We start from the raw sequence: 15,041 nt of genomic DNA, 5'->3' as shown, positions 1-15,041 counted from the left end.
AATATCATCTATTTTGGCAGGTTTCATCAACTATTCGGCCTATTGTGTTATAATTGATATCATCATGTGAAGAACGGTTGTAGCTAACCCGGTTTACTTAGGAGGATCCTGCCTTGTCCAGCGATATGTCATATACCACCGAAGAAATTGCCAAGCTGCTGAAAATATCGAAGCTGACGGTTTATGATCTCATAAAAAAAGGAGAGCTTCCCTCCTACCGTGTCGGCAAGCAAATGCGAGTAGACGCTTCTGACCTGGAAGCCTATAAACAGCGCGCGAAAATGAATACGATGACCGATCGATCTGCGGAAGTGGGGCAGACAGTACGTACCCAAGCACTAACTTCCACTCACTCCATACGCCCTATCGTCATAACTGGACATGATATCGGTTTGGATATATTGGCCAAGCATATGGAAAAGAGCATCCCCGGAATACGTCCTCTGCGTTCATTTGTCGGAAGCCTCGACAGCTTAATTTCCATGTACCGCGGGGAATCGGACATCGTGAGCACCCATCTTTTGGATGGCGACAGCGGAGAGTATAATCTTCCCTATATTCGCAGACTCCTTGTGGGCTCCTCTTACATGGTCGTCAATCTTCTTTCAAGAAACGCCGGATTATATGTAGCCCGCGGTAATCCGTTTAAGCTTGCCCATTGGTCCGACTTAAGCCTTCCAGGCTTGCGCTTCGTGAATCGGGAGAAGGGCTCCGGCGCACGGGTGCTGTTGGATGAACAGCTGCGTAAGCATGGAATCAAGCCGGAGCAGCTTGCCGGTTACGGCAATGAGCAGACCAATCATCTCGGAGTGGCCTCCAAGGTGGCCTCCGGTGAAGCCGATGTCGGTATCGGGATTGAGAAAACCGCTTCCCTTGTCGGACATATTGATTTTATTCCGCTGATCCAGGAACGCTATGATCTTGTCATGCTCAAAAATCCGGAAAATACGAACTGGATTCAGTCCCTGCTGCAAATTCTGCATTCCGACGGATTCAGACGAGAGCTTCAAGCAATCTCCGGCTATGACCTGTCCCGGACGGGAGAAATATTGCTTGAAACGTGAGCTTTAAGCAGCACGCTCCCTTCGAGTATTCGCTTCGGATTGTTGTGAGCAGGAGGATGAAAAATCAAACGGAACAGGTGCATGTCAAATACTTTTGACATGCACCTGTTCCGTTTTCGCGTAGCTTTTATAAACCTGTTACGAAGTGTAATTTCTTCCCAAGCCTAGCTCTGTGAGCAGCTGACGGTACGCTATCGAGGTGCGATCTGCCGGAATATGGGCTTCGGCTTGCAAATCAAGCGGTAAATCCTCCGGCGTTTGCGCCTCCACCATTTCCCGGTCCTCTTGAAACACTTGCAGGTTAAATTTAATGGTATCCTCAACAGGTACACTTTTATCAAAATTGCGGGAGATCGGGCAAAACAACCGTGTATACCGTGCTGAAACCGGGGATGCACAATTCAGAATCATGAGCTTTCCATCGTTTGGAAAATATACCGTAAGTGAAGCAGCAAATGGAGCAAACACACGGAATTCACGAAGCCAGTTAAAGCCTTCAGGCGCCGGGTTTTCCTGCCCTTTTCCGTAATTACTGACTGTGCTCCAATACTCCGCGATTAACTCGTTTCCTTCGCGCCTCACTTGATACTGAGGAACACTCGTATTATTCCGGTCACCGAATGTTTCCGTATGAACAAAGGCAAAGTGAGATACATCCAGGAAGCCTTCCATCTGACGTCCGGCCGATCCGGCAATATCGAAGCTAGGCGGCAGCACGTTCAGGTAATCAGGGTCATCCCACCCTGGGAACGAAGGAATATTTTCCTCCGAGGCTGCGAGAGATGTCCAGATCAATCCATATCGTTCAACCGCAGGATACACAATTAATTTCAGCTTAGGTGAAATTTTGGCATCAGGATGGGCGGGCACTGAGGTACACTGCCCTTCACAGCTATAGCGAAAACCGTGATAAGGGCAAACAATTTCCCCTTCCTCAACCCATCCCTTGCTGAGAGGAGCCCCTCGATGGAAGCAAAGATCACGCGCAACGACAACCTTATCCTTGCTGCGGTAGCATACTAGCTTCATGTCCAACAGCTTGACTGCAACGGGTTTATCTGTGATTTCGTTTGCCTGGGCGATTGGGTACCAATACTGGGATAACACATGCCAATCCTCCGGCGTAAACGTGCAATCCCGGGGCAGCTGAACTTCCTCATTGTATTTCTTGACATTTGAAATCATCATGGCTCTCTCCTTTGATGTCCACTTCGAATCATGTCATCATTATGTTATATTAACTAACAATTAATTTAAACGTAGTATACAACTTTGCATTAACCCCTGGCAACTCGGCAAATTCAATATAGTTAACATGCATAATAAATGGAGCATTGTTTTGTATTTTGACAACAACAACAATTTCAAAACAGAAAAAAAGCCGCTATCCATAGCGACCTTTTTCAATCAATGTGTTCATTCTACCGTTCTTCCGAATTCAGTTACCAGCTTTCCTTTGATTCACTCTCCACCCTCGTACCATAATTCCAGCGGGAGGCCCACAAGCGCTTTACCGATCCACTCCCGTGCAATGTTGTTGGAAGGGCCCATAGCAATTCCGGCTCGCGCATCCCTGAACAGTCTCTCGAATATGCCTTTTTTGTAGCCATAGCCTCCGGTAACGTCCAAAGCTGCTTTCGTCGCTTTATTGGCAACCTCAGCCGCATGAATTTTAAATTCCACCAGCGGGAGCAGGAGCTCCACCTGAGGACGGCCCTGTGCCTGCAATTCGTCCAGCTGCTCGGCAAGCGATAGCTGCCATGGCTTAAGGCTCTCGATAAGCACTTTTACTTCGGCAAGCTGCTGACGAATGATTTGGTAATCGGCCAAACGCTTGTTGAAATCCCGATGGATCATCCCTTTGACATATTCGGTCGCAGCTTCGAGCGCCGCTTCCGCAACCCCCAGCCAGGTCGAGCCAAGTCCGATGAGATAAACCGGAGACACACCGCTTTCCAGGATTTCCCGGCCTTGCCCCTCCGTGCCAAGCTTATCCTTCGGATCAACCCTAACACCCTCGTATTTAATGGGGCCGCTGTGATTGCCTCTGACACCAAGCGCCTCCCACACTCCCGGTGTAATCCCTGGAAGTGAACTATCTACAATAAAGAAGCTGACGTCCGTAGGCGTCTGAGCGCCTGGTGTTCTCGTCTGAAATACATAGAAGTCCGCCTGCCCGGAGCTGGTCGTAAAGGATTTCTCTGCATTCAGAATGTAGTCCTCTCCATCACGCGAAGCTTCACTGAAATTGAACCACCAATGGCCGCCTGATGCACGTTCGCTTGTAGAATAGGTACCGATCGAGCCGCTGCGAACGGGCTTTAACCACCGTTCCTTTTGATCCTCATTCCCATATAAAGCGATCGTTTGGACGGCACCGACGTGCATGACATAGACGAGAGAAGTCGACGGGCAGCCTCTTCCGATTTCTTCTGCCGCAATAGCAAAGGCAGCATGATCCAGCCCTTTGCCTCCAAACTGCTCAGGTATTAAAACACCGTTCCAGCCTGCCTCAGCCAGCGCTTGCAGATTCTCCCTTGGAAACTTTCCTTCCTGGTCCGTTAGTTCAGCTCTTGGTTTGATTACTTTGTCTACAATCGCCCGGATTTCCTCGCGCAGCTGTTTATAGTTAGTACGTGTACTTGTTTGATTTAGATAAGTTGTCATCGTTTCATCTCTCCTCATTTCATTTGATTTGTCGATATGTCAAATGGTGGACGCGCTCAGCAAAGCCGCCTCCTTCTCCCTTACGAGCGGGATTACTTTTTCTCCAAAGGACTGTATGTCCTCGTCATAGTGAAGGAATCCAGTCAAAATAAGATCGACTCCGATTTTCTTTAATTCGATAATTCGGTCCGCGACTTGTTCTGCCGTTCCGATCAATCCGGTCTTAAATCCATCATTATATTGAACCAGATCATCGAAGTTGGAGTTAGCCCACATGCCTTCTCTTTCCGGGGAAGCCTTGCCTGCGAACTGAACCTGGCTGCGGAAGCCTTCTACCGCTTCAGGATCGGCATGAGCAATAATATCACGTAGAACCTGACGTGCTTCTTCTTCCGTATCTCTAACGATAACGAACGCATTAACACCAAAGCTCAGCTTGCGGTTATATGCAGCTGCCAACTGGGATACCTGCTCCATTTGTGTACGGAAGCCTTCAATACTATTCCCATTCATGAAATACCAGTCTGATACTCGCGCTGCCATTTCACGTGCCGCAGCTGAATTCCCGCCTTGAAACACCGGTGGAATGACATGAGGCTTGGGCTTATGCGGAGCACCGTTGATGCGGTAAAAATCTCCTCTGAAGTTCGTTTCCTCCTCACTCCAGAGCTGCTTCAGCACGCGGATAAACTCCTCCGAACGGCGGTAACGCTCGTTATGGTCCAGCCAGGCTTCGCCAAAGCCGTGGAACTCACCTTTGAACCAGCCGCTGACGATATTCACCGCTGCACGTCCTTTGCTGATCTGGTCAATCGTAGAGATGGCTTTCGCAATCGTTCCCGGATGCCATAGCCCGGGAAGCACTGCGGCAATAAGCTTCAGCTCCGTTGTAACTGCAGCTAACGCTGAAGCCAGCGCAATCGCTTCAAGCTGATTCTCGGCCCCATAGCTTGCGATAAATCTGGTTTGGAGCAGCGCATACTCGAACCCTGCCTTCTCAGCCTGCCGGGCATATCTCGAATTAGCCTCGTATGACCAGCCTGTCCTTTGCGGGATGTTGGATATAACCAATCCGCCGCTTACGTTGGGTACCCAATAAGCAAACTTTAATGACACTGTTCTTCACCTCATCAAGGAATAAATGGATATATAGACAAGGGCAATGCCCTGTTCTAACGAAAGAATGGAACAAAAAAAGACACCTGATGACTTGCTTTCAGGCGCCTTTAGTTGACTAATAGGCAACGAAGTTATGTTTTAGGATGAAGCCGCAGGTACGGAGCTTGCATGATTTGTCGGAATCTTGTTGTTAGCAATAATTTCCCCAAAAGGGCCGATAAAGGAACGATCCTCGCTTTGGTAAGGCCGGGAATACCCCAGCTTGGGGAAAAGCAGCTCCGCAGTCATGTAGGCTTCCTCCAAATGAGGGTAGCCCGATAATATAAAGGTGTCGATCCCAAGCGCCTCGTACTCCTTGATCCTCGCCGCAACCTGGTCCGGATTTCCAACGAGAGCCGTGCCGGCGCCTCCTCTTACAAGCCCAATCCCGGACCAGAGATTAGGACCGATGACGAGACTGGAGCGATCGCCCCGATGCAGCTCGGACATTCTTTTTTGTCCAACGGAATCCATGCGGGCGAATATTTGTTGAGCGGTAGCAATGGTTTCATCGTCCAAATGAGCGATCAAGCTCTCTGCAGCCTCCCAAGCTTCCGCTTCCGTCGGGCGAACGATAACATGCATACGGATGCCAAAACGAAGGGTGCGCCCTTTCTCGGCTGCAAGACTGCGCATTCGGTTAATTTTGCGTTCAACCTGATCAGGCGGCTCACCCCACGTCAGGTACACATCGACATGCTCGGCCGCCACTTCCATTGCAGCTTCGGAGGAACCGCCAAAATACAAGGGCGGATGCGGTTTTTGAATCGTCGGATAGAGAACCGTCCCCCCTTTGACCATGAGGTATTTCCCTGTGTAGTCCACTTCTTCGCCTCCCAGCTCCTTGCGCCAAATGGACAGAAACTCATGGGTAAGCTCATAACGCTCATCGTGTCCCAGAAAAAGCCCGTCGCCTTCAAGCTCTACCGGATCTCCCCCGGCCACGACATTGATCAGCAGCCTTCCTTTGGAGAAGCGATCTAGTGTCGCAGCCATTCTGGCTGCGGTTGTTGGCGTCATGAGACCCGGGCGAGCCGCCACGAGAAACTTCAGATTCTCGGTCACCGGTATTAAGGAGGAGGCTACAATCCAGGCATCCTCACACGATTTTCCCGTCGGGAGCAGCACCCCCGTATAGCCAAGCTCATCGGCCGCCTGGGCGACTTGCTTGCAATAATTGTAGCTGACGGCTCTGGCTCCCTCCCTTGTACCCAGAAAACGGCCGTCCCCATGCGTCGGTATAAACCAAAATATATTCATCCCTGTACCCCCTTGGTTCAAATTGTTGTCATGCGTCCTTTGCTGTTTTGTTTGAGCAGTCGCCAAATCGGTGCCGTTAACGTATCCTTGTCAAATCGGCTGTAATGGTTCGCCAGGCCTCTTATCGGGTCGCCAGCATAAAACCTTTCGTACAGCAGGTGACGGGCGCCGAGCGGGCTGCCTATTACATCCCAAGCCAGCTTGAACAATTCCACCTTTTTCTCGGCACTGACACTAGCTCCTTCAAAATAGAGGTGCATCAGCTCTGAGATCGGTCCGTAAAAGTCCTCAACACCGGATGGAGTCTGTACGAAGCCGCCGGCACCGACCTGCTGCAAAATTTCAATGGCTCTAGGGTAGTATTTGGTCCCCAGGCTTCTAGCAGTTTCGATATAAGACAAATCAGGTACCAGAACACCGGCCTCGTCCAAAACCGCAGTCGTTTCGGCTGCAATAATCAGCGCTTTGATTACATCGATCTGGGTCAGCAGCTCACCAAGCTTTTCTTGGATATGCAGAAAGCCCGTGGCTCCGATGGATTCCGCTACTGCAATCGAGATTCCGGTAACGAATTCGAGCTTGGCAACAAAGCGTACGACATTTTGATGAAAAGCCAGCCCATTCGCGGTCTTGTTTGCCCTCAATGCCAGTACCTTCTCAGGATCTCCGTAAAGCAGAACCCTTTCCCAAGGGATCAGAACATCATCGAAGAAAAGGACCGCATCCATCTCGTCGTATCGGGAGCTAAGCGGATGATTCTGCTCGCGCGAATCCGCGAAGGATTCCCTGCAAACGATATGCAGCCCCTGCGAATTAGCGGGCACGATCAGTACGTGTGCATGCTTCTGATGCTGCGTCTGAAACTGCAGGAAAGAGAAAATAACAAAGTCATGGGTATATGGCGCACCTGTCGCTATCATTTTTGCCCCTCGTATAACAATGCCATCCTCGGTTTCCCTGACTACATGCAAGAACCTCTCGGATATCCTTTTATCATCAAGCCCGCTGGAACGGTCGATTTGCGGATCAATTATGGCTGTTGTCAAGAATAAGTCGTGATCTCTAGCCTCCTCATAGTAGGCGGTTATTTTAGTCGTGAAATTCGGATCCAGCGCTGACAGCTGGTGCCGTGCGGCATACCAGCCCGTAACCAATGATCGGGCGTAATCGGATAACCGGCTCATCATCCCGTTTGTTTCGGCAGACCATCGGGAAAAAGACTGACTTCGCCTAGAAAGCTCTTGTGCCGTATGGGGAACAAGAAACGCGCTATGCGCGTAGTGTCCTTGGTGCCCAACCGCATACCCCACTTGATCACGCTGAACGGGATCGTCCAGCATATTAAACAACGATTTGATAGTGGTTAATGTGCCCTTGAAGGCGGGGTGCTCGGGAATTTTATGGACTCGCTTGCCTTCCAGCCATACACTGCGTCCATCGTCAAGACTCGATATAAACTTATCTCCTCGCAAGTTGTACCTCCTTGTTTTATAATTTTTATTATTCCGATTGATTTTGTCTGCTTTATTTATTATCATAGCGATTATCCATTTAATATCAACAATCAGTATTTTTGGTATTGATGGTTACCCTACACAATTTTCAATTTCGTTGCGTAACGAAACAATAAGCTACATCACGAGCTTAATTGGGGTTGGGTTTATCCCTGTCGGATAAACAACAGATAGGATGAATTCGTTGTTTGAGGTGATATGGAGATGAAGGGTAGCAAGGGAATGGATCGAAGAATTTTTCGCACACGTACGATGATCTTTCAAGCATTTTTAGTCATTCTTCAAAAAAAGCCTTATCACGAAATTAGTATCGTAGATATCGCAGAGCAAGCCGACATTAACCGATCGACTTTTTACGCTCACTTTATTGACAAGGAAGACCTCCTGCAAAAAATGATTGCAGATAAATTGGATTTGCTTGCAGAACGGATTCGGATTGGAGTGGAACCGTCGCACAGTACACCGTCTTTTAACGATCCGGATCTTATTTTCTTGGCGCTGTTCGAGCATGTGTTTGAGCATGATTACTTTTATCAAGTTATGCTGCCTAAAGATGCCGCAGGGGATTTTCGAAACCAATTTAACGGCTTGATCCGTGAGGCCTTCTTCGCCCGACTTTCGAAGCTTGGTATAGAGCAAAAGCTCCAGGTACCGCTTGACATTCTGCTTGACTATATTAGCTGCTCAACCATTGGAATTATGGAGAAATGGCTGACGGACAGCAAAATTTATTCCCCTCACCATATGGCTCTTCAGCTAACAAGGCTGGGATTCCTCGGTATTTATAAATCGACAGGGATGTGAGTGAAACCTCTACCGAGGTCTTTTGAAAGTGTGCCGACTCACCAGAAACCTATAAACTCTTATGTGACAAAAAATGCCCTGACCTCATAGTTGCTCACTAAAAGGTCAAGGCATCTTGACTTTCGCATTCGGTGGTACATCCACCCATTATTTGGTTTTTTAACAGAAATATTATCATAGTGCCTAAATCGCGTCAGGTCAAGTAAAATCTTGTAAAACGATGGGAACGTGATTCCCGCCCCTTATGTTCTTCATCCTTTGCATCTATTCAGCCCTCTACTGGATCAGGACAGCTTTTACCTTTTCCCCGGAATCCCTTATCGTATGGATAGAGAAAGAAAGATAAGAAAAGCTCATTCCATAAGGAGGTAACCATATGGTTGCATTTGATGAAGTCAATCAGGAAAGGCTGTTTCTAGTCATCGGCGGTACCGGTGCCCAAGGAGGCTCTACGGCTCGCCAGCTGCTGGAGAGGGGGCACCGGGTACGTGTGCTTGTTCGCAATCCTAGCAAAGCCTCGGAGCTTGCCTCTCTGGGTGCCGAAGTGTTTCATGGCAACATCGACAATCCTGCAGAAGTAAAAGCTTCTTTGGAGAACGTAACTGACGTATTCGCGATCCCTCTTTTACATTGGAACGAACCGGAGAGAGAAACGAGAAATGCCTTAACATTAATTCAGGCAGCTCGACAAGCCGGTGTCCGTCACTTCGTTCAGACTAGCGTCGTTGGGGCAGGCAATCACAAGCATAACCCTCGTGCGGGAACGGGTTACTGGAACGAGCAATACTGGGAGAGCAAATGGCAGATTGAAGAGCTGGTTCGAAACGCAGGCTTCGCTGCATACACCATCCTTAAACCGGCGATGTTCATGGAAAATTTCTTGGCACCGATGGTCGATTTCATGTATCCGACTCTTCGGCAAGGCACATTGGTTACAGCAATTGCTCCGGATACCCGTATTCAGCTGATTGCAGTCGATGATATCGGGGCATTGGCTGTTGCGGCCTTTGAGAAGCCTGACCTCTATGCGGGCAAAACCATCGAGCTTGCTGCCGATGCACTGACTATGGAGGAGATCGCACATAGACTAACCGCTGCTACGGGACGCGCAGTCCAGGCAATCTCTTTATCTCCGCAAGAAGCCTTAGCCCAGGGCCGGACCCTTGTTCGCGAGGATGAATGGCTTAACGAAGTGGGGCATCATGCTTCCATCCAGGAGGCGGCATCTTATGGCGTTCCGCTGACCTCCTTTCAGCAGTGGACTGCAGCTCATGCAGGCTTCATTACCATTCATATGTCTGTGTAAACACCCTTTACTGTTCGGCACAAATTGCGGATCTCTCGACCCCATAGAGGGGTCCGCAGCTGGTCGGCAAAAGTTGCTGCAACGTCTTGAACATCCAGGATGCTTCCAGTATGATATGGATATATGCAACTTTCTTTTCCATATATTTTTAAAAATATAACATACCGAGGAAGCTCTATGAATCCACAAATCCTTCATTTTATCGCCCCGCCCATCCCTTACTTTTTAGATTTCGGAAGCGCTTTCTATCGTCAGGGAGAACGTCATATCAGCCGAAGCAGCATCGGTACGTTCGATTTGATTGTGGTCAAGAAAGGAGCTATATTCATCGGGGAAGGGCCGCACCAATGGAACGTGCAGCAGCAAGAAGCCCTCATACTCAGGCCGGATTTACACCATTATGGAGCCGCCCCCTGCGAGCGGGAAACCGAAATTATCTGGATTCACTTCCATACCTATGGTGCGTGGGAGGAATACGAGGATATGGACTCCTGTTTAGAGAATCAAGCCGCTTTAATAGAGAATCATAAGCAAAGTGCATTCTTGAACCATGCCGAGGTGAACTCCATTTTTATCCCGAAATATGTGAAGCTTACGCAAAAAGCATATGAAAGTATTGAATATTTCTTTCAGCTGGAGCACGAGTCACGGACGATTCGCAATTGGCGGAAGCAGAATGCTTTTCAATTATTTATGCAGCATATTAACCGCGAATTGATCACAACAACGGACATGACTGCCTTTCATTTGGCGGAAAAAGTTGAGCTGTTCATTCGCCAAAATTATACGCAGAAAATATCGAATGCCATGCTTCAGGAACACTTAAACTATCATTCGAACTATTTGGCCAAATGTATGCTGAAAGTGTTCGGCATGACACCCAATGACTATCTTCTTCAATACCGGATCGAGCAATCCAAAAAACTGTTGATTCAAACCGATTGGTCCATGGCCAGAGTAGCAGAGGAAAGCGGATTCCAGCATGCTTCCTATTTCTCCACTTGCTTCTCCAACAAAGAAGGCATCTCCCCGTTAAATTTCCGCAAAAATTTCACCGGTCTTTCCAATGCGGCTTCAGATCGACCGGATTAACAAAATCAGCATGAATCCAGCCTAGCAGCGATAGAACACAAGCTTCTACGGAGGACGCTCCGCTCCTCCACCCCACGCCTGACTCCCTCCGTTCTACCCTGTGCTTTGTCCCGCTCCCTTGCCTCCTTAGCTGCAAACAAAGAAAAACCCCCTTAGCAAGGAGGTCACTGAAAAACGGGCGGAGTGAACGGAATCATTGTATAGAAGCATTAGCGTTCGCCTTTGTCCCCGGATTTTGACCACTATAAGCGGATTGAAACTTAGAAAATCCGGGGGACAACAGCGATCGGAAGAATGATCCGTCCATGCAGCTTGCAGCCCGTAGCTTTTTCAGTGGCTTCTCAGCCAGAGAGATTTTTTCTTTGTTTGCTTATTATTTCACCGAAGGAATCCCGGTTTCATTCACCCATACCCGCATCTCCCCTACCCCGCGATTGCCCCAGGCATAATAGGGGATGAAAGTGGCTTGGACAGGGCTGGACGGCCACTGGGTATCGCTGAAATATAAACCGTCCTCCTCGGAAGGAATTTCAGTACGTACGGAAGAGGCGACAATTTTATGCAAACCTCCAAGCAAATGCGGGTCGTATTCGACTTGAAATGCCTTGTCACTTGTGATTTGGAGTAGGTGCAGATTGCTCCCGTTATCCACTTCCTCCATGCAGTAGAGGAAGGGTCCGCGCTGAAGCGCTATTTTCCCGGCTGTTTGCCGAATCAGCGGGTGTCCTGCTACAGAATGGACCCGCATCTCAAACTGAAGCTCCACGGTATCGCCGGACCGCCAATCTCTCAGGATTCGGGCATACCCGTCAACCACCTCATCCGGCGGATGACAAGCGACATTGTTCACCCGATATTGTACCGTTCGGCACCATTCCGGAATTCGTAATGCCAGAGCAAATGAAGCGGTTTCCTGATCCGTCTGCACTTCGAACCGGACACGGCCGTCCTCGGTGTAGCCGGAGCTTTGCCCGATCGTTACATATTGGCCTCCGAGATCAACTCGGGCTTCCCCCCCTATGTACAGGTGCGCGTATAGCGTGTTTTCCTTAAAGGTATACACATAACGGTTGAGCGAAGCGAGCAGTCTCGCAATGTTGGGAGGGCAGCAGGAGCAGCCGAACCACTGCTGGCGCTGCAATTTTACATGCTCATATATTTTGTTCATCGGATTGGCTTTGGGATAAACCTCCAGCGGATTCACATAGAAAAAGTGCTTACCATCCTTCGCCATCCCGCTAAGGACCGTGTTATACAGCGCGCGCTCCAGCACATGAGCATACTCGCTTCTGGGCTCCAGCTCCAACATGCGTCTGGCAAAAAAGATGAGTCCAATGGACGCGCACGTTTCCCCATAAATAGTATCGCTCGGCAGATCATAATCGACAGTGAAAGCCTCTCCATACGCCATAGCGCCTATGGCTCCGGTAACATACATTTGCTTGCGGACGATATTGGACCAAAGCTTGCGGCACGCCTCAATCAGCCCTTCATCCTTCGTTACGGCGGCAACGTGCGCCATGCCCGTGCACATATAGACAAGACGGACGGCATGACCGACGGCGGTTTCTTGCTGGCGCACGGGAATGTGCGCTTGACTGTATTTCAGATCGTGTGCGATATCCAGCTCGGGGAAATGCACCTTGTTTCCGCGCCGGCGATACTCTTGTAAATAAAATCCGGGCTGCTTGCCGCGTTCATCGAGAAAAAACTGGCTGAGCTTCAGGTATCGCGCCTCCCCTGTCACTTCATATAGCTTCATCAGAGCCAGCTCAATTTCCTGGTGTCCGTCATACCCCTGAAGCTTGTCAGGCTCATTCCCGAATACGGTATCGACGTAATCTGCAAACCGGCAGCATACATCCAATAACCTGCGCTTCCCTGTACTCTGGAAATATGCAACGCCCGCTTCAATGAGATGACCGGCGCAGTAAAGCTCGTGGCACTCCGCCAAATTGGTCCAACGGCTATCGGGCTCCTTCACCGTAAAATAGGTGTTTAAATACCCATCGGGCTGCTGCGCTTTCGCTAGCAGCTCGATGACATCATCTGCAACCTGCTCCAGTTCGGGATCAGGCTGTGCCTCCAGAATAAAACCCACAGCCTCAATCCATTTGTACAAATCGCTGTCCTGAAATACCATGCCGCTGAAGCTTCCCTGTTCTTCCCCTGCTGCGATACGGAAATTGCGGATCGCGCAGCTGGGCGCTGCCCCCTCAATCAAGTCATTCAATGCATCCCATTGATAAGGGATCACGACATCTTTTACCAATTGAATATAGGGAGACCAGAAAGGATCCTCCACACGGACGCTTAATGCCCTCGAACTAAAGTCTGCTGTTTGCTTTGTCATATGCTAGCACCACTCTCATCCACTTTTATATTATTAGCCTGTCAGCCTTTAACGCCGCCAACGGTAAGACCTTCAATAAAGAAGCGTTGGAAAAACACAAACAAAATTAGAATCGGTACTATAGACAGTACAGCTCCGGCAATTAGCACGTCATAATTATCGCTGAGCGGCGATAAGAAGGTAGCGAGCCCGATAGGAAGCGTGAATTTGTCGGTAGTCCGCATCACGATGATCGGCCACAGGAAGTTGTTCCAGCTGGCCAACGCCTGAAGAATCGCCATGGAACCATAGGCCGGTACCATCAGCGGTACCATAATTCGGAAAAATATACCGGCTTCGCCGCAGCCGTCCATGCGCCCGGCATCCATGAAATCCTTGGGCAGGCTTAAGGCAAACTGACGAAAGAAAAAAATCGGCAGCGGTGCGACGGCAAAAGGTAAAATAATACCCCAGATCGTATTAATCAGCCTGAGGGCAATCATTTCTTTGTACAGAGGAAGAATAATAATCTCGACAGGCACCATCATCGTTAGTAAAACAAGCGAAAACACGAAGTTTCTTCCAGCAAATTGATACATTGCCAAGCCGTAGCCTACCATGGACGACAGCAGTAAGCTGAGGATTGTGAAAATAACCGTAATCATTACACTGTTCTTGTACCAGGTAAAATAATGCTTGGCGGCGCCCTTGGCTTCGAAAATCGACTGGTAATTATGAAGGCTCATGAGATCGAAATCCCATCTGACGTTAAGCCCATACCGAAAAAATTCCGTTGCCGGCTTTAACGAGCCAAGAAATAACGCGTACAGCGGAAACAACGCCATGATGGCAAGAGCCGTGAAAAGAACGAAAAGCACTGTCTTAGGCATAAGAAGGCTTTGTTTGGATTTCATTGCAGGCTATTCCTCCTTCCGAAACAAGCCAAACCATGCTAATTGAATAAGATTCAGCAGCAATGTGATACCCAGCAAAGCAACGCCAATGGCGGCTCCGAAGCCTAAATTGAAATATTGGAAGCCCTGCTGATAGATGTACCCTACGATTGTGAGTCCGATATTTTGCGGGGAAGGTTTGCCCGCCCACAGCATGTAGCTCTCCGTGAACATGGCAAACCCGCCGTAAATGCTTATCGTGAGCACATAAATGGTGATCGGCCTTAGCATGGGAACAGTAATGCGGATAAACTGGTTCCAGATCCCTGCCCCATCGATCTTCGCGGATTCATACAGATCCCTTGGAATGCTCTGAAGCGCGGATAAATAATACAGAATATTGATCCCCATCCATCTCCATGCAGCCAGCAGTACCATGGCAAGCATTGCCGTGTTTTGCTGCAGCAGCCACTTTTGACTGGAGAGCCCGAAGAGCTGCAGCACGGAGTTCATCAGTGAGCCGTCCAGTTCACCGAAGATGAGCCGGAATATCGCACCTGCCACAACTACCGAGGTCAGAGCCGGAATAAACAGCGCCGATCGAAAAAAGTTGCGTGCCGGCGTCAGCTTAGCATTCAGGAGTACGGCAAGCACCATCGGGCCTGGAATGAGAACAAGCAGCGTCCAGAACGTATAGCTGAAATTGTTCGTAATGGCCTTGATAAAGTCGGGATTCCACAGCTTCCTGTAATTGTCCAATCCGATGAACGTTTCCTCACCCGGCTCAATATGCTGGAAGCTCATGAGGATTGAGCTCGCGATAGGATAGGCGAAGAACAGCAAGAACGATAGCAGGAAGGGCAATATAAACAAATAAGGCGCCCATCGGAATGTTTTCCTCCTGCTGACAGCATGAACCCTTACTAGCGCATGTTCACTCGGCATACTTTA

General features: G+C 49.1%; 12 protein-coding genes. 4 read left to right on the top strand and 8 right to left on the bottom strand.

Annotated features, from left to right (window positions below; translation table 11 throughout):
* The first annotated feature begins 113 nt into the window (after positions 1–113).
* Positions 114–1,064, top strand: coding sequence for a helix-turn-helix transcriptional regulator (locus CF651_RS23255; RefSeq protein WP_094017276.1), 951 nt, complete (start codon positions 114–116; stop codon positions 1,062–1,064).
* 138 nt (positions 1,065–1,202) lie between these two features.
* Here the strand turns inward: CF651_RS23255 and CF651_RS23250 are convergent, their stop codons facing one another.
* The 5 genes from CF651_RS23250 to CF651_RS23230 all read right to left on the bottom strand — a co-directional run bounded on the left by CF651_RS23250 (position 1,203) and on the right by CF651_RS23230 (position 7,621).
* Positions 1,203–2,252 carry an aromatic ring-hydroxylating oxygenase subunit alpha gene (locus tag CF651_RS23250; RefSeq protein ID WP_094017275.1) on the bottom strand — a complete coding sequence of 350 codons (1,050 nt, stop codon included), beginning with the start codon at positions 2,250–2,252 and terminating at the stop codon, positions 1,203–1,205.
* 273 nt (positions 2,253–2,525) lie between these two features.
* Positions 2,526–3,731, bottom strand: a complete 1,206-nt coding sequence (locus tag CF651_RS23245) for an acyl-CoA dehydrogenase family protein (RefSeq protein WP_094017274.1) — start codon at positions 3,729–3,731, stop codon at positions 2,526–2,528.
* A gap of 39 nt (positions 3,732–3,770) precedes the next feature.
* Positions 3,771–4,847, bottom strand: a complete 1,077-nt coding sequence (gene sfnG / locus CF651_RS23240; RefSeq protein ID WP_094017273.1) for a dimethylsulfone monooxygenase SfnG — start codon at positions 4,845–4,847, stop codon at positions 3,771–3,773.
* A 141-nt stretch (positions 4,848–4,988) separates the two neighbouring features.
* A complete protein-coding gene (ssuD, locus tag CF651_RS23235) occupies positions 4,989–6,149 on the bottom strand; it encodes an FMNH2-dependent alkanesulfonate monooxygenase (protein ID WP_094017272.1) in 1,161 nt (386 codons plus the stop codon).
* Between the two features lie 17 nt (positions 6,150–6,166).
* Positions 6,167–7,621 carry a 4-hydroxyphenylacetate 3-hydroxylase family protein gene (locus tag CF651_RS23230; protein ID WP_094017271.1) on the bottom strand — a complete coding sequence of 485 codons (1,455 nt, stop codon included), beginning with the start codon at positions 7,619–7,621 and terminating at the stop codon, positions 6,167–6,169.
* Between the two features lie 264 nt (positions 7,622–7,885).
* Between CF651_RS23230 and CF651_RS23225 the strand changes: the two genes are divergently transcribed.
* From CF651_RS23225 to CF651_RS23215, 3 genes are all read left to right on the top strand, one after another.
* Positions 7,886–8,467: a TetR/AcrR family transcriptional regulator gene (locus CF651_RS23225; protein WP_245856110.1), complete on the top strand. Its 582-nt coding sequence runs from the start codon at positions 7,886–7,888 to the stop codon at positions 8,465–8,467.
* 376 nt (positions 8,468–8,843) lie between these two features.
* Positions 8,844–9,773 carry an NmrA/HSCARG family protein gene (locus tag CF651_RS23220; RefSeq protein WP_094017269.1) on the top strand — a complete coding sequence of 310 codons (930 nt, stop codon included), beginning with the start codon at positions 8,844–8,846 and terminating at the stop codon, positions 9,771–9,773.
* Positions 9,774–9,950: 177 nt separating this feature from the next.
* Positions 9,951–10,865 (top strand): helix-turn-helix transcriptional regulator, encoded by a 915-nt coding sequence (locus CF651_RS23215; RefSeq protein WP_094017268.1) that lies wholly within the window; start codon positions 9,951–9,953, stop codon positions 10,863–10,865.
* A gap of 373 nt (positions 10,866–11,238) precedes the next feature.
* Here the strand turns inward: CF651_RS23215 and CF651_RS23210 are convergent, their stop codons facing one another.
* From CF651_RS23210 to CF651_RS23200, 3 genes are read right to left on the bottom strand one after another with little or no spacing between them, the layout of a single operon-like run.
* Positions 11,239–13,218, bottom strand: a complete 1,980-nt coding sequence (locus CF651_RS23210) for a glycoside hydrolase family 127 protein (protein WP_094017267.1) — start codon at positions 13,216–13,218, stop codon at positions 11,239–11,241.
* A 41-nt stretch (positions 13,219–13,259) separates the two neighbouring features.
* Complete coding sequence (locus CF651_RS23205) at positions 13,260–14,111, bottom strand: carbohydrate ABC transporter permease (RefSeq protein ID WP_094017266.1); 852 nt, start codon at positions 14,109–14,111, stop codon at positions 13,260–13,262.
* A 6-nt stretch (positions 14,112–14,117) separates the two neighbouring features.
* A complete protein-coding gene (locus CF651_RS23200; RefSeq protein ID WP_094017265.1) occupies positions 14,118–15,035 on the bottom strand; it encodes a carbohydrate ABC transporter permease in 918 nt (305 codons plus the stop codon).
* Between the last annotated feature and the right edge of the window lie 6 nt (positions 15,036–15,041).

It is taken from the genome of Paenibacillus rigui, assembly GCF_002234615.1.
In the GTDB taxonomy this organism is placed as follows: Bacteria; Bacillota; Bacilli; order Paenibacillales; family NBRC-103111; genus Paenibacillus_S; species Paenibacillus_S rigui.
This window is presented reverse-complemented; position numbering and strand designations above follow the sequence as displayed.

What these genes read in the sequence shown, in the direction of transcription:
- CF651_RS23250 (WP_094017275.1), bottom strand. Translation starts at nt 2,252, where the DNA reads ATGATGATTTCAAATGTCAAGAAATACAATGAGGAAGTTCAGCTGCCC.
- CF651_RS23245 (WP_094017274.1), bottom strand. Translation starts at nt 3,731, where the DNA reads ATGACAACTTATCTAAATCAAACAAGTACACGTACTAACTATAAACAG.
- ssuD (WP_094017272.1), bottom strand. Translation starts at nt 6,149, where the DNA reads ATGAATATATTTTGGTTTATACCGACGCATGGGGACGGCCGTTTTCTG.
- CF651_RS23225 (WP_245856110.1), top strand. Translation starts at nt 7,886, where the DNA reads ATGGATCGAAGAATTTTTCGCACACGTACGATGATCTTTCAAGCATTT.
- CF651_RS23220 (WP_094017269.1), top strand. Translation starts at nt 8,844, where the DNA reads ATGGTTGCATTTGATGAAGTCAATCAGGAAAGGCTGTTTCTAGTCATC.
- CF651_RS23215 (WP_094017268.1), top strand. Translation starts at nt 9,951, where the DNA reads ATGAATCCACAAATCCTTCATTTTATCGCCCCGCCCATCCCTTACTTT.
- CF651_RS23210 (WP_094017267.1), bottom strand. Translation starts at nt 13,218, where the DNA reads ATGACAAAGCAAACAGCAGACTTTAGTTCGAGGGCATTAAGCGTCCGT.
- CF651_RS23205 (WP_094017266.1), bottom strand. Translation starts at nt 14,111, where the DNA reads ATGAAATCCAAACAAAGCCTTCTTATGCCTAAGACAGTGCTTTTCGTT.
- CF651_RS23200 (WP_094017265.1), bottom strand. Translation starts at nt 15,035, where the DNA reads ATGCCGAGTGAACATGCGCTAGTAAGGGTTCATGCTGTCAGCAGGAGG.